This window comes from Empedobacter sp. UBA7611, from assembly GCF_002484365.1.
Lineage (GTDB): Bacteria > Bacteroidota > Bacteroidia > Flavobacteriales > Weeksellaceae > Empedobacter > Empedobacter falsenii_B.
Window position 1 is genome coordinate 3,267 of the sequence record NZ_DLJR01000049.1, and the last position, 12,018, is coordinate 15,284.

Consider the following 12,018-nt stretch of genomic DNA (forward strand, 5'->3'; position numbering starts at 1 on the left):
TATGGGTAAAGGTAAAGGTGCACCAGAATATTGGGTAGCTCCTGTACAACCAGGTCGTATCTTATTCGAAGTAGGAGGTGTGCCAGTAGAGGTTGCAACTGAAGCATTGCGTTTAGCAGCTCAGAAGTTACCTGTTAAGACTAAGTTTATCGTTGCACGTGATTTCCAAAATTAATAATTTCAAAAATTAAGAAAAAATGAAAGCAGCAGATATTAGAAATCTAAGTGTTGAGGAGTTACAAGCTAAAATAGCTGAAGAACAAGCGAACTACGATCAATTAAAATTGACAAACGCTGTTTCTCCTGTAGCAAATCCAATCGGTATTAGAGACTTACGCAGAACAATTGCTCGTTTGAATACCGTGTTAAACGAAAAACAATCATAACAGTAATCTGTAACTGATGGAAAGAAAATTAAGAAAAGAAAGAGTAGGTTTAGTTACATCAAACAAAATGGAAAAAACCATTGTTGTAGCTGAAACTAAGAAGCAAAAGCACCCATTCTATGGGAAATTCGTTTTAAAAACGAAGAAATATACAGCGCACGACGAAAATAACGAGTGTAACGAAGGTGACACAGTGCGTATCATGGAGACTCGTCCTTTGTCTAAAAACAAAAGATGGAGATTAGTAGAAATCATTGAAAGAGCTAAATAAGATAAGTTATGTTACAACAAGAATCTAGATTAAAAGTTGCAGATAACACAGGAGCTCGTGAAGCATTAGTAATCCGCGTTTTAGGTGGTACTAAAAGAAGATACGCATCAGTAGGTGACAAAATCGTAGTTGCGATCAAAGAAGCTACACCTTCAGGAAACGTTAAAAAAGGTGCTGTATCAAAAGCTGTTGTAGTTAGAACTAAAAAAGAAGTTCGTAGAAAAGACGGTTCATATATCCGTTTCGACGATAATGCATGTGTATTATTGAACACTCAAGGAGAAATGCGTGGTACTCGTGTATTCGGTCCAGTTGCTCGTGAGTTACGTGATAAAGAATATATGAAAATTGTATCATTAGCCCCAGAGGTATTATAATAGAACAACATGGCAAAGTTAAAAATTAAAAAAGGAGACAAAGTAGTCGTTTTATCAGGATCTAACAAAGGTCAAACTGGTACTGTGTTACGCGTATTCCCTGACAAAGCTAAAGCTATCGTTGAAGGGGTTAATATTGCAAAAAAACGTGTAAAGCCAAGCGCACAAAATCCACAAGGTGGAGTTGTTGAAAAAGAAGCTCAAATCTATTTATGTAAATTGGCTTTAGTAGATCCAGAAACTGGGAAAGCAACGAAAGTAGCGATCAAAGAAGAAGGAGGGAAAAAAGTAAGAATTGCTAAAAAATCAGGAAAAGCTATTTAAGAATGAGTACAACAACATACACACCTCGTCCGCAGGTTAAATATAAAGAAGAGATTGTAGCTGCTCTTAAAGAAGAGTTCGGATACAAATCTATTATGCAAGTTCCTAAATTAGAGAAAATTGTTTTATCTCAAGGTTTAGGTGCTGCTACAGCTGACAAAAAAATCGTTGATTACGCTATCGAAGAGTTAGAATTAATCACTGGTCAAAAAGCAGTAGGAACAATTTCTAAGAAAGATGAAGCAGCTTTCAAATTACGTAAAGGAATGCCAATTGGGGCTAAAGTAACTTTACGTGGTGAGAAAATGTATGAATTCTTAGACCGTTTAGTATCTGCAGCTTTACCACGTGTACGTGATTTTAGCGGTATTTCTTCTACAGGTTTCGACGGTAGAGGTAACTATAACTTAGGTATCAAAGAACAAATTATCTTCCCAGAAATTAATATTGATAAAATCAAGAAAATTCAAGGTTTAGATATTACCTTTGTAACTTCAGCGAACACAGATAAAGAAGCTAAAGCTTTATTATCTAAATTCGGATTACCATTTACTAAAGAAAAATAAGAAGTCATGGCTAAAGAATCAATGAAAGCGCGTGAGCGCAAAAGAGAAGCATTAGTTGCTAAATATGCTGCGAAACGTCAAGCTTTATTAGAAGCTGGTGACTACGAAGCATTACAAAAATTACCTAAAAACGCTTCTCCTGTACGTTTACACAACCGTTGTAAATTAACAGGTCGTCCAAGAGGATACATGAGAACTTTCGGGATCTCTCGTGTAACTTTCCGCGAAATGGCGAACGAAGGGTTAATCCCAGGTGTTAAAAAAGCGTCTTGGTAATTTACCAATAGCTTTAGAAATATTAAATCCTTACTCTTTATTGAGTAAGGATTTTTTTGTTTTTGTAAGGTTTATATTTCTTTGATCAATTCCCTAAAATCAGCTATGTAATTTGGCTGAAGACAAAAATCTGAATTGTTGTAAATTTTATAATTTAAACCAGCATCTTTTGCTGAATTAATTCCGGTGAGTGAATCTTCGATAACTAAAACTTTTTCCTTTTGCTTTTCGCATAATGATAAAGCTTTTAAATAAGGTTCTGCATTTGGTTTGCCTTTTGAAACATCATCTGCTGAAATAGTGTGATCAAAATAGGAATGAAGTTTTAATTGTTGAAAAGCATACTTAATTTGTCTTCTAGAGGAATTGGAAACAAGAACAATTTGAATTTGATTGGCTTTTAAATGTTCCAACATCTCAGCAACGTGGTCATTTAATTGTACAAACTGATGAAAGTTTTCGACATAAAATTTTTCTGTCCAATCGATTATTTCCTCGTACAAATGATTTGTAAAGCGTTGCTGATTTTCTAACATCAATTGGATTGCTTCATTTGTTGTGAAATTCATTCCGTCATTTTCTACCAAACATATCGTATCCAACCGATATATTTTAATGACTTCATCAAACATCAGCTCCCATAATTGTTGACTATTTACGATTACCCCATCAAAATCAAAAAAGATGGCATTTATTTTCTTTCCCATGTGATATTTTCATAAGATGCATTCCAAAACTGAAATTCTAATTCGCTTGCTTTGACAAAAGCTTCTAGCATTTGTTCTTTTATTTTTTCAGTTGCTCCTTCTGCAATCTTATCAACATAACTTTTCGCTTTTTTTACACCTTCACCAAATTCATCTCCACTATAGGTCTCAATCCATTTTTGATATGGATTATTTTCTTTTGTTTGATTTTTGATGATTTCATCACCAACTTCTTTATAAATCCAAAAGCAAGGCAAAACAGCAGCTAATGCAATTTCAATAGGTTCGAATGCAGCTGTACTTTTTAAGAAATGTGAATAATGGTGACAAACAGGTTGTGTTTCGATGATGATGTTTTGCGATAATCCAAAATCCTCAAAATAGGATTCGTGTAAAGCACGTTCAACAATTAATGCATTTTTTCCGAATTCGAAAAAGTCAATGGCTTGTTGATTGTCTTCAGATTTTGATCCAATGGCAGCTAATACTCGCCCAAAATGTTCCAAATATTTTGCATCTTGTAACATGTAAAACTGAAATTTCTCTATTGGTAATGACCCATTTTGCAATTCAATTATAAAAGGCATATTTAGAATATCATTGTAAATAGGCGCGATGGTTTCCCAAGCTTTAGTTGTGAATGTCATAGGTTTTTAATTTTTGTGGATTAAATAAATGATTAAGAGGTCCATTTCCTTTTCCAATTGTTAGGTCTTTACTTCCTAATATTGCTTGTTCAACATATTCTTGTGCTAGTTGTACACTTTGTGTGAGTGAAACCCCCAAAGCTAAATTACACGCAATTGCAGAAGATAGTGTGCAGCCTGAACCATGCGTATTTTTTGTCTCTATTTTTTGAGAGGTATAACTTTGTACAGGTTGTTCTTTTTGAAATAAATAACTGATAATTTTTTCTTGCTGAAGATGTCCGCCTTTTAATAAAAGATTCTGACAACCTAAATTTAAAATCGTTTCTCCATAAGAAAGCATCAATTCAGCAGAATCAATTTTATGATTTACCAAAATACTTGCTTCATCAAGATTTGGCGTGATAAGCGTGGCCAAAGGAAAAAGCTTTTCTATGCAAGCTTCAAGTGTTTCTTCTTTGATTAACCGATGTCCACTTGTCGCAACCATGACAGGGTCATAAACAATCGGTCTATTGTAATTTTTTAATTCCTCTGAAATGATATGAACCAATTCAACACTATGAACCATTCCAATTTTTATTGCATCAGGATAAATATCCTCTAATATGGATTGAATTTGTTCACGAATTGCTTGTGCAGGAATTTCGTAAATATTTTGTACGCCTTGTGTATTTTGAACAGGCAAGGCTGTCAATACATTTGTTGCATAACAGCCATGAGCGGAAATTGTTTTGGTATCAGCTTGTATGCCAGCGCCACCGCTTCCGTCAAATCCGGCAATTGTTAAGACACTATATGCTTTTTGGATGGTATTCATTTTCGTTAATAATTTGTTTTAAAATTTGGGCAGATTTTTTTGGATTTTTGCTTCCGCAAATTGCAGAAACAATTGCAACACTATCTGCACCGGCTTGTATGATTTTAGCAATATTACTTTCATTAATTCCGCCAATTGCAATCAATGGTTTTGATGTTTTAGTTTTCAAAAATTTTAATCCTTCAAAACCCCATTCAGTAATCGTATTGGTTTTTGTTGGAGTCGAAAATATTGGACTTACCCCTAAATGATGTACATATTTCATTTCATCATCATTCAACTGTTTGATAATTTCTAAAGACCAACCAATATTTTTTAGAGCTTGTGCATTTTTGTGAATTTCAGAAGGTAATATATCTGACTGCCCGACATGTATTCCCCAAGGGTTAACAGCGGTTGCGACTTCTAATGAATCGTTAATAATCAAAGGGATATTGTAGTGGTCCGTAATTTTTTTTAATATTGTAGCTTTTGAAATATACTCGCTGACAGTGCAATTTTTTTCCCGAAGCTGAATGATATCAACCCCACCTATAATTGCTTGCTCTGCAACATCTAACCAATGAAGATGCGTACAATCTTTTTCAGAAATAACTAAATACAAAGGATAAGGAAAAGTTGGATTAATCTTCATAAACTGAGATTTTCAAATTTGTTTGAATTTCTTCTGCAGATATATGGTATAACGTGTCATACAAATTCATTTGTAAGGTTCCTGGGCCATTACTTTTTTTCTGTGCCAATTCACCTGCTAAACTAAATATGGCCATGCCGCTAACCGTTTCGAGGAAAGGATTTTTATTAAGGCCAATAAAAGCACCGATGCTAGCTGTTGCTGAACAACCTAAACCAGTAACTTTAGTCATCAATTCATGACCATTTTTAATTTCAATTATCGGATTGTTGGATACAATAAAATCTGAAGCACCTGAAATGCAAACAACAGATCCAATTTTCTGGTTTAAATTGTGTGCTGCTTTTATCGCTTGATTACTTTGATGTGTACTGTCGACTCCTTTTCCCTGAACAGCTTCGAAGGTATCTAAAGTTAAAATTTCTGAAGCATTTCCTCTTATGACAGTAGGATGATAGCGAAGCAGTTCTTTTATAAGTTCATTTCTGAAAGTTGAAATTCCAGCTCCAACAGGGTCTAATACCCAAGGTTTATTCAGTTGATCTGCTTTTTTTGCTGCAATTAGCATGCTTTCTGCCCAATAATCATCAAGAGTTCCGATATTGATGACTAATGCATTTGAGATTTTGACGATATTTTCCACTTCTTTGTGTGCATGTATCATAACAGGCGATGCTCCAATTGCCAAAAGAGCATTTGCAGTATTGTTCATCACCACAAAATTGGTGATGTTGTGAACAAGCGGATTTTTTGTCCGGACAGCATGTAAATTTTGAATAATTAGATTTTCCATTAATTGATAATTTTTTAGATGAAACAATTAATGGCTAAAGAGGATTTTCTTTGAAAATAAAGCGTTGCAAATATTAAATAATTGCATAGATATTGCTTTTCCCTACGTCGGTGTTAACCGTATCAGGTTCAAAGGGACTCTCTCAATTCTTTTCAGAATACCCCTAAAGCCAAATCAAATTTATATAAATTGTTTTGACTTTCAGCTATTTTTTAAGAATAAAAATAGAAGATTACATCAAGAATTAATTGTTGAGATCGATTAAAAAGATAAATAAATATAAAGATTGAGTTTCATGTTTTGTCTTAATCCCTAGTTATAAAACGATTAAAAATAAATTATTTAGATTAATAGTTTGTAATTAAAAAATATGCAATATATTTGCAACCCAAATGCATAGTGCATTTTGGTAAAAGTTTAATTTTAAAAGTAGTGCTTACGCGCTATACTATAGAATTATTTATGTATACAGATCCAATTTCAGATTTTCTAACTCGCGTTAGAAATGCAATGATGGCAGGACACAAAGTAGTGGAAATCCCTGCATCTAAAATTAAAAAAGAGATCACTAAGATCTTATTTGAACAAGGTTACATCTTGAACTACAAATTCGAAGGACAAGATCAACCTCAAGGAACAATCAAAATCGCTTTAAAGTACGACAAAGTTACTAAAGAGCCAGCTATCCGTAAAATCAAAAGAGCTTCAACTCCAGGTTTACGTCAATACGCAGGATCTAAAGAATTACCTCGTGTATTAAACGGTTTAGGTGTTGCTATCATCTCAACTTCTAAAGGTGTGATGACAGATAAACAAGCTCGTCAAGAGAATGTAGGTGGTGAAGTTTTATGTTTTGTTTATTAATCTTTTAAAAAATTAAGAAATTATGTCAAGAATAGGACACGCACATATCAACATCCCTGCTGCAGCAACTGTTGAATTTAAAGATAACGTAGTTACTGTAAAAGGTAACAACATTACAATGACAAGAGAGTTAAAAGAAGGATTTGATTTAAAAATCGAAGACGGAGTTTTAACTGTAGTTCGTCCAAACGATTCTAAAGATAACAAAGCTTTACATGGTTTATACCGTTCATTAATCAATAACATGATTACTGGTGTAACAGAAGGTTTCAAAAAACAATTAGAATTAGTTGGTGTTGGTTATAGAGCATCTAACAACGGACAAAAATTAGATTTGTCATTAGGTTTCTCTCACAATATCGTTATTGAATTACCTGTTGAAATTAAAGTTGAAACTTTAACAGAAAAAGGTAAAAACCCTATTATTACATTATCATCTCATGATAATCAATTATTAGGAATGATCGTAGCGAAAATTCGTTCTTACCGTAAGCCAGAGCCTTACAAAGGAAAAGGAATTAAATTCGTAGGAGAAATTATTAGAAGAAAAGCAGGTAAATCTGCATAAAAATCATTGAAAAATGGCATTATCTAAAGTAGAAAAAAGACAAAAAATAAAAAGACGCGTGCGTCGAAATATTTTTGGAACAGAAACTAAACCTCGTTTATCAGTTTACCGTTCTAACAAAGAAATTTACGCTCAAATTATTGACGATAACAATGGAGTAACTTTAGCTTCTGCATCATCTCGTGAAAAAGGTGTTGCTGTAGAAGGTACAAAATCTGAAGTTTCTGCATCAGTTGGTAAAGCATTAGCTGCTAAAGCTGTTGCAAAAGGAATTGAAACTGTAGTTTTTGATCGTAACGGTTTCGTGTATCATGGTAGAATCAAAGCTTTAGCTGATGGAGCTAGAGAAGGTGGATTAAAATTCTAAAAAAGAGAAAGAAATTATGTTAGGATTTAAAAACGTAGAAAGAGTAAAACCAACAGGTTTAGATTTAAAAGATCGTTTAGTTGGAGTACAACGTGTTACTAAAGTAACAAAAGGAGGTAGAGCATTTGGTTTCTCTGCAATCGTAGTAGTAGGTGACGGAAACGGAGTAGTAGGTTACGGATTAGGGAAATCTAAAGATGTAGCTTCTGCAATCGCTAAAGCTATCGAAGACGCTAAGAAAAACTTAGTACGTATCCCATTATTTAACAACACAATTCCTCACGAACAAGAAGCTCGTTTCGGTGGTGCGCAAGTATTCATCCGTCCAGCATCTAAAGGTACAGGGGTAATTGCAGGTGGTACAGTACGTGCGGTATTAGAATCAGTTGGTGTACATGATGTATTATCAAAATCAAAAGGTTCTTCTAACCCTCATAACGCAGTAAAAGCTACATTCCGCGCTTTATTAAGCTTACGTTCTGTAGAGACTATTGCTCGTCAAAGAGGTATTTCTGTAACTAAAGTATTCAACGGTTAAAAAAAAGTAAAATGAGCAAAGTAAGAGTAAAACAAACACGTAGTGCAATCAACCGTGATAAATCTCAAAAAGCTACATTAGTTGCTTTAGGTTTAAAAAAGTTGAATCAAGTTGTTGAGCACGAATCAACTCCTCAAATTGAAGGAATGATCCGTAAAATCTCACACTTAGTAGTAGTAGAAAGAGCTTAATCGCTTTTAACCTTTTAAAAATTATTAAAAATGAATTTAAGTAATTTAAAACCAGCTGCTGGTTCAGTACAAAATAAATTCCGTAAAGGTAGAGGTGAAGGTAGTGGAAACGGTTTGACAGCAGGTCGTGGACACAAAGGTGCTAAATCTCGTTCTGGTTATTCAAGAAAAATCGGTTTCGAAGGTGGACAAATGCCTTTACAAAGACGTTTACCTAAATTTGGTTTCAAAAACATCAACAGAGTTGAGTACACAGGAATCAATTTAGATACAATTCAACAATTAGTTGATAACAACAAAATTACAGATACTTTAAATAAAGAAACATTAGTTCAGTTAGGATTAGCTCACAAAAATGACTTAGTGAAAATTTTAGGTCGCGGAGAGTTAAAAGCTGCTGTTAATGTAACTGCTGATAAATTCTCTCAATCAGCTCAAGAAGCTATTGTGAATGCAGGAGGTAAAGTAGAATTAGTTAACGCTTAAGAATATATTTTATAGATGAAAGGGTTTATACAGACCATAAAAAATATCTGGAGCATAAAAGAATTGAAGGATAAGTTACTTGTAACTATCCTTCTATTGTTGGTTTATAGATTCGGTTCTCATATTCCACTTCCAGGTGTCGATATTAACGAGGTTAATCGTTTTGTTGCAGACCAAGAAAATGCAAATTCAGGAATTTTAGGATTATTAAACTCTTTTACCGGAGGTTCTTTTAAGAGAGCTTCCGTATTTGCGTTAGGAATTATGCCTTATATCTCTGCTTCGATTGTTATACAATTGATGGGATTAGCAGTACCTTACATCCAAAAACTACAAAAAGAAGGAGAAAGCGGACGTAACAAAGTAAACCAAATTACGAGATGGTTAACAATCGGGATTTGTTTGGTGCAAGCACCAGCATACCTTACATTAGTAACTTCTCAAATTTTACCTTACGATCCAACTTCATCATATGCTATCTATGTAATTCCTCCAACCAACTTTTGGTTCTGGTTCCCTTCAACAATCATTTTGATTACAGGGACAATCTTTGCCATGTGGATGGGAGAAAAAATTACTGACAAAGGTATAGGTAACGGTATTTCAATCTTAATTATGGTTGGTATCCTAGCCGACTTACCAAAAGCAATATTTAATGCATTTGAAGTAGACCCTTCAAACGGTATTTTCTTCTTGATAGAAATGTTAGGGTTAATCCTAGTTATTGCAATGTGTATTATGATTGTTGCAGCGGTGCGTAAAGTACCAGTACAATATGTAAGAAGAGCGCAAACTTCAAGTAGTTCATATATGAGATCAGTTACAGACTCTGTACGTTCATATATTCCACTTAAAGTAAATGCAGCAGGTGTAATGCCTATTATCTTCGCACAAGCAATTATGTTTTTACCAGGAACATTGGCAAACTATTTCTTAGACGAAGGAAGTCCAGTAAAAGCATTCTTCGCGAAAATGGCAGATCCATTTACGTGGGAATACAATTTGATCTTCGGATTACTAATTATTATCTTCACATATTTCTATACTGCGATCACAATCCCAGTAAACCAAATGGCAGAAGATCTTAAACGTAACGGAGGAATCATCCCTGGAATCCGTCCTGGAAAAGAAACTGCAAATTTTTTAGACGAAATTTTATCAAAAATTACGTTACCTGGAGCAATTTTACTAACTTTGCTTGCTGTTTTGCCAGCGATTGTAAAATTATTAGGTGTAGAACAGAGCTTAGCAATGTTCTTTGGAGGTACATCAATGTTAATTATGGTGGGAGTTATCTTAGATACTGTACAACAAATTAATACATATTTATTAAATCACCGTTACGATGGTTTAATGTCTTCAGGTAGAACTTCAAGAGATATCTAATAAGATTTTATTAAAAAGATTTATGGCTAAACAAAAACATATTGAACAAGACGGTACGATTACAGAAGCATTATCCAATGCAATGTTCCGTGTCGAATTAGAAAATGGACATGTTGTAACATGTAACATATCTGGTAAAATGCGTATGCACTATATCAAATTATTACCAGGTGATCGAGTTAAAATAGAGATGTCTCCTTACGATTTAACGAAAGGTAGAATATCTTACAGATACTAAAAGAAATAATAATGACTGGTGATAGAGTTAATGTAGATACGTTAACTCTATCGGATTATAAATAAATTTACAAAGATGAAAATTAGAGCATCCATTAAAAAGAGAAGTGCTGACTGTAAAATTGTGCGTCGTAAAGGACGTTTGTATGTGATCAACAAAAAGAATCCTAAGTTTAAACAAAGACAAGGTTAATTATTTAGAATTATGGCAAGAATTTCAGGTGTAGATTTACCTAAAAACAAAAGAGGGGTAATCGGACTTACATACATTTACGGGATCGGAAGAAGCAGTGCTTCTAAAATCTTAGCTGAAAATAACATTTCAGAAGATACAAAAGTTAGCGAATGGACTGATGAAGAAATCAACGCAATCCGTGCATCGATCAATGAAACTTTCAAAGTAGAAGGTGAATTAAGATCAGAAATCCAATTAAACATCAAACGTTTAATGGATATCGGATGTCAAAGAGGTATTCGTCACAGATTAGGTTTACCATTACGTGGTCAAAGAACAAAAAATAACTCACGTACAAGAAAAGGTAAAAAGAAAACAGTTGCTAACAAGAAAAAAGCCACTAAATAATAAATAGGATCATGGCAAAAAATCAGAAAGTAGTAAAGAAAAGAAAAGTAGTTATTGAAGCTACTGGACAAGCTCATATTCAAGCATCGTTTAACAACGTTATCGTTACTTTAACTAACAAAAACGGTGAAGTTATCTCTTGGTCTTCAGCAGGTAAAATGGGATTCCGTGGATCTAAAAAGAACACTCCTTACGCTGCTCAAGTAGCTGCACAAGATGCAACAACAGTTGCATACGAAGCAGGATTAAGAAGAGTAAAAGTATTCGTGAAAGGACCAGGTCAAGGTCGTGAATCTGCTATTAGAACAATTCATAACGGTGGTATCGAGGTTTCTGAAATCGTTGATGTTACTCCATTACCACACAATGGATGTCGTCCACCTAAAAAGAGAAGAGTATAATCATTTTTCTCAATTTAATTATTTAATATATTTAATAGTAACAAATCATGGCAAGATATACAGGACCAAAAACTAAAATTGCAAGAAAATTTGGACAACCAATTTTCGGTGACGATAAATCTTTTGAGAAAAAGAAATATCCTCCAGGGCAACACGGACCTAACAAAAGAAGAGCTAAAAAATCAGAATACGCTATTCAGTTAACTGAAAAACAAAAAGCAAAATATACTTACGGTATTTTAGAGCGTCAATTTGCTAACTTATACAAAAAAGCAAATGCTTCTAAAGGAATTACAGGTGAAGTATTATTACAATTATGTGAATCTCGTTTAGATAACGTAGTTTACCGTTTAGGTATCGCAAACTCACGTAGTGCTGCACGTCAATTAGTATCTCACAAACACGTAACTGTAAACGGAGAAATCGTGAACATCCCTTCTTACCAATTAAAAGCTGGTGATGTAATCGCTGTTAGAGAAAAATCTAAATCTTTAACTGCAATCACAAACTCTTTACACGCACGTAGCGAGTACGATTGGTTAATTTGGAACGACGAACAAAAATCAGGAACTTTCACAAAAGCTCCAGAAAGAGTT

Annotated in this window: 24 protein-coding genes and 1 riboswitch; of the genes, 19 read left to right on the forward strand and 5 right to left on the reverse strand. The window is 34.0% G+C overall.

What is annotated here, in order from left to right:
- From rpl16 to rpsN, 7 genes are all read left to right on the forward strand, one after another.
- On the forward strand, window positions 1–175 hold a 175-nt coding region (rpl16, locus tag B3R94_RS08400), incomplete at its 5' end, for a large ribosomal subunit protein uL16 (protein ID WP_291100143.1).
- Between the two features lie 22 nt (window positions 176–197).
- Window positions 198–386: a 50S ribosomal protein L29 gene (gene rpmC / locus B3R94_RS08405; RefSeq protein WP_038335494.1), complete on the forward strand. Its 189-nt coding sequence runs from the start codon at window positions 198–200 to the stop codon at window positions 384–386.
- A gap of 16 nt (window positions 387–402) precedes the next feature.
- Window positions 403–657 carry a 30S ribosomal protein S17 gene (rpsQ, locus tag B3R94_RS08410; protein WP_019974197.1) on the forward strand — a complete coding sequence of 85 codons (255 nt, stop codon included), beginning with the start codon at window positions 403–405 and terminating at the stop codon, window positions 655–657.
- Window positions 658–665: 8 nt separating this feature from the next.
- Window positions 666–1,034: a 50S ribosomal protein L14 gene (gene rplN / locus B3R94_RS08415; protein ID WP_019974196.1), complete on the forward strand. Its 369-nt coding sequence runs from the start codon at window positions 666–668 to the stop codon at window positions 1,032–1,034.
- A gap of 9 nt (window positions 1,035–1,043) precedes the next feature.
- The gene (gene rplX, locus B3R94_RS08420; protein ID WP_038335509.1) at window positions 1,044–1,358 is read left to right on the forward strand and encodes a 50S ribosomal protein L24; all 315 of its coding nucleotides are present in this window, start codon (window positions 1,044–1,046) and stop codon (window positions 1,356–1,358) included.
- A gap of 2 nt (window positions 1,359–1,360) precedes the next feature.
- On the forward strand, window positions 1,361–1,924 hold the full coding sequence (gene rplE / locus B3R94_RS08425; protein WP_038335516.1) for a 50S ribosomal protein L5: 564 nt from the start codon (window positions 1,361–1,363) through the stop codon (window positions 1,922–1,924).
- Between the two features lie 6 nt (window positions 1,925–1,930).
- A complete protein-coding gene (gene rpsN, locus B3R94_RS08430) occupies window positions 1,931–2,200 on the forward strand; it encodes a 30S ribosomal protein S14 (RefSeq protein ID WP_019974193.1) in 270 nt (89 codons plus the stop codon).
- Window positions 2,201–2,271: 71 nt separating this feature from the next.
- Here rpsN and B3R94_RS08435 read toward each other — a convergent pair whose 3' ends face one another.
- Genes B3R94_RS08435 through thiM form a run of 5 tightly spaced genes read right to left on the reverse strand, consistent with a single transcriptional unit; the run spans window position 2,272 to window position 5,801 of the window.
- The gene (locus B3R94_RS08435) at window positions 2,272–2,907 is read right to left on the reverse strand and encodes an HAD family hydrolase (protein WP_038335520.1); all 636 of its coding nucleotides are present in this window, start codon (window positions 2,905–2,907) and stop codon (window positions 2,272–2,274) included.
- Complete coding sequence (gene tenA, locus B3R94_RS08440) at window positions 2,892–3,554, reverse strand: thiaminase II (RefSeq protein WP_038335522.1); 663 nt, start codon at window positions 3,552–3,554, stop codon at window positions 2,892–2,894. The genes B3R94_RS08435 and tenA overlap by 16 nt, the downstream gene beginning before the upstream one ends.
- Complete coding sequence (gene thiD, locus B3R94_RS08445) at window positions 3,538–4,374, reverse strand: bifunctional hydroxymethylpyrimidine kinase/phosphomethylpyrimidine kinase (protein ID WP_038335524.1); 837 nt, start codon at window positions 4,372–4,374, stop codon at window positions 3,538–3,540. Before thiD ends, tenA begins: the two co-directional genes overlap by 17 nt.
- Complete coding sequence (thiE, locus tag B3R94_RS08450; protein ID WP_038335526.1) at window positions 4,349–5,008, reverse strand: thiamine phosphate synthase; 660 nt, start codon at window positions 5,006–5,008, stop codon at window positions 4,349–4,351. Before thiE ends, thiD begins: the two co-directional genes overlap by 26 nt.
- Complete coding sequence (thiM, locus tag B3R94_RS08455; protein WP_038335529.1) at window positions 4,998–5,801, reverse strand: hydroxyethylthiazole kinase; 804 nt, start codon at window positions 5,799–5,801, stop codon at window positions 4,998–5,000. Before thiM ends, thiE begins: the two co-directional genes overlap by 11 nt.
- An 82-nt stretch (window positions 5,802–5,883) precedes the next feature.
- Window positions 5,884–5,976: riboswitch (TPP riboswitch) on the reverse strand.
- Between the two features lie 287 nt (window positions 5,977–6,263).
- Here thiM and rpsH point away from each other — a divergent pair.
- The 12 genes from rpsH to rpsD all read left to right on the forward strand — a co-directional run.
- Window positions 6,264–6,665: a 30S ribosomal protein S8 gene (gene rpsH / locus B3R94_RS08460; RefSeq protein WP_019974187.1), complete on the forward strand. Its 402-nt coding sequence runs from the start codon at window positions 6,264–6,266 to the stop codon at window positions 6,663–6,665.
- 22 nt (window positions 6,666–6,687) lie between these two features.
- Complete coding sequence (gene rplF, locus B3R94_RS08465; RefSeq protein WP_291100069.1) at window positions 6,688–7,233, forward strand: 50S ribosomal protein L6; 546 nt, start codon at window positions 6,688–6,690, stop codon at window positions 7,231–7,233.
- A 13-nt stretch (window positions 7,234–7,246) separates the two neighbouring features.
- A complete protein-coding gene (rplR, locus tag B3R94_RS08470; protein ID WP_286474895.1) occupies window positions 7,247–7,600 on the forward strand; it encodes a 50S ribosomal protein L18 in 354 nt (117 codons plus the stop codon).
- Window positions 7,601–7,616: 16 nt separating this feature from the next.
- Complete coding sequence (gene rpsE / locus B3R94_RS08475; RefSeq protein ID WP_114999014.1) at window positions 7,617–8,138, forward strand: 30S ribosomal protein S5; 522 nt, start codon at window positions 7,617–7,619, stop codon at window positions 8,136–8,138.
- A gap of 11 nt (window positions 8,139–8,149) precedes the next feature.
- Window positions 8,150–8,329, forward strand: a complete 180-nt coding sequence (gene rpmD / locus B3R94_RS08480; RefSeq protein ID WP_038335538.1) for a 50S ribosomal protein L30 — start codon at window positions 8,150–8,152, stop codon at window positions 8,327–8,329.
- Between the two features lie 30 nt (window positions 8,330–8,359).
- On the forward strand, window positions 8,360–8,815 hold the full coding sequence (rplO, locus tag B3R94_RS08485; RefSeq protein ID WP_291069188.1) for a 50S ribosomal protein L15: 456 nt from the start codon (window positions 8,360–8,362) through the stop codon (window positions 8,813–8,815).
- Window positions 8,816–8,830: 15 nt separating this feature from the next.
- On the forward strand, window positions 8,831–10,201 hold the full coding sequence (gene secY / locus B3R94_RS08490; RefSeq protein ID WP_038335544.1) for a preprotein translocase subunit SecY: 1,371 nt from the start codon (window positions 8,831–8,833) through the stop codon (window positions 10,199–10,201).
- Window positions 10,202–10,223: 22 nt separating this feature from the next.
- Window positions 10,224–10,439, forward strand: coding sequence for a translation initiation factor IF-1 (gene infA, locus B3R94_RS08495; protein ID WP_019974180.1), 216 nt, complete (start codon window positions 10,224–10,226; stop codon window positions 10,437–10,439).
- A gap of 75 nt (window positions 10,440–10,514) precedes the next feature.
- A complete protein-coding gene (ykgO, locus tag B3R94_RS08500; protein WP_013598490.1) occupies window positions 10,515–10,631 on the forward strand; it encodes a type B 50S ribosomal protein L36 in 117 nt (38 codons plus the stop codon).
- Window positions 10,632–10,643: 12 nt separating this feature from the next.
- Window positions 10,644–11,021, forward strand: a complete 378-nt coding sequence (gene rpsM, locus B3R94_RS08505; RefSeq protein WP_038335547.1) for a 30S ribosomal protein S13 — start codon at window positions 10,644–10,646, stop codon at window positions 11,019–11,021.
- Window positions 11,022–11,032: 11 nt separating this feature from the next.
- Window positions 11,033–11,422: a 30S ribosomal protein S11 gene (gene rpsK, locus B3R94_RS08510; protein WP_019974178.1), complete on the forward strand. Its 390-nt coding sequence runs from the start codon at window positions 11,033–11,035 to the stop codon at window positions 11,420–11,422.
- 47 nt (window positions 11,423–11,469) lie between these two features.
- Window positions 11,470–12,018: 30S ribosomal protein S4 (gene rpsD / locus B3R94_RS08515; protein WP_291100073.1), on the forward strand; the 549-nt coding region annotated here is incomplete at its 3' end.

Coding starts and splice junctions, on each gene's coding strand:
- secY (WP_038335544.1), top strand. CDS start 8,831: ATGAAAGGGTTTATACAGACCATAAAAAATATCTGGAGCATAAAAGAA.
- ykgO (WP_013598490.1), top strand. CDS start 10,515: ATGAAAATTAGAGCATCCATTAAAAAGAGAAGTGCTGACTGTAAAATT.
- rplX (WP_038335509.1), top strand. CDS start 1,044: ATGGCAAAGTTAAAAATTAAAAAAGGAGACAAAGTAGTCGTTTTATCA.
- rplO (WP_291069188.1), top strand. CDS start 8,360: ATGAATTTAAGTAATTTAAAACCAGCTGCTGGTTCAGTACAAAATAAA.
- rplE (WP_038335516.1), top strand. CDS start 1,361: ATGAGTACAACAACATACACACCTCGTCCGCAGGTTAAATATAAAGAA.
- thiE (WP_038335526.1), bottom strand. CDS start 5,008: ATGAAGATTAATCCAACTTTTCCTTATCCTTTGTATTTAGTTATTTCT.
- rplN (WP_019974196.1), top strand. CDS start 666: ATGTTACAACAAGAATCTAGATTAAAAGTTGCAGATAACACAGGAGCT.
- rpsK (WP_019974178.1), top strand. CDS start 11,033: ATGGCAAAAAATCAGAAAGTAGTAAAGAAAAGAAAAGTAGTTATTGAA.
- rplF (WP_291100069.1), top strand. CDS start 6,688: ATGTCAAGAATAGGACACGCACATATCAACATCCCTGCTGCAGCAACT.
- thiD (WP_038335524.1), bottom strand. CDS start 4,374: ATGAATACCATCCAAAAAGCATATAGTGTCTTAACAATTGCCGGATTT.
- B3R94_RS08435 (WP_038335520.1), bottom strand. CDS start 2,907: ATGGGAAAGAAAATAAATGCCATCTTTTTTGATTTTGATGGGGTAATC.
- thiM (WP_038335529.1), bottom strand. CDS start 5,801: ATGGAAAATCTAATTATTCAAAATTTACATGCTGTCCGGACAAAAAAT.
- rpsN (WP_019974193.1), top strand. CDS start 1,931: ATGGCTAAAGAATCAATGAAAGCGCGTGAGCGCAAAAGAGAAGCATTA.
- rpsM (WP_038335547.1), top strand. CDS start 10,644: ATGGCAAGAATTTCAGGTGTAGATTTACCTAAAAACAAAAGAGGGGTA.
- rpmC (WP_038335494.1), top strand. CDS start 198: ATGAAAGCAGCAGATATTAGAAATCTAAGTGTTGAGGAGTTACAAGCT.
- infA (WP_019974180.1), top strand. CDS start 10,224: ATGGCTAAACAAAAACATATTGAACAAGACGGTACGATTACAGAAGCA.
- tenA (WP_038335522.1), bottom strand. CDS start 3,554: ATGACATTCACAACTAAAGCTTGGGAAACCATCGCGCCTATTTACAAT.
- rplR (WP_286474895.1), top strand. CDS start 7,247: ATGGCATTATCTAAAGTAGAAAAAAGACAAAAAATAAAAAGACGCGTG.
- rpmD (WP_038335538.1), top strand. CDS start 8,150: ATGAGCAAAGTAAGAGTAAAACAAACACGTAGTGCAATCAACCGTGAT.
- rpsH (WP_019974187.1), top strand. CDS start 6,264: ATGTATACAGATCCAATTTCAGATTTTCTAACTCGCGTTAGAAATGCA.
- rpsE (WP_114999014.1), top strand. CDS start 7,617: ATGTTAGGATTTAAAAACGTAGAAAGAGTAAAACCAACAGGTTTAGAT.
- rpsQ (WP_019974197.1), top strand. CDS start 403: ATGGAAAGAAAATTAAGAAAAGAAAGAGTAGGTTTAGTTACATCAAAC.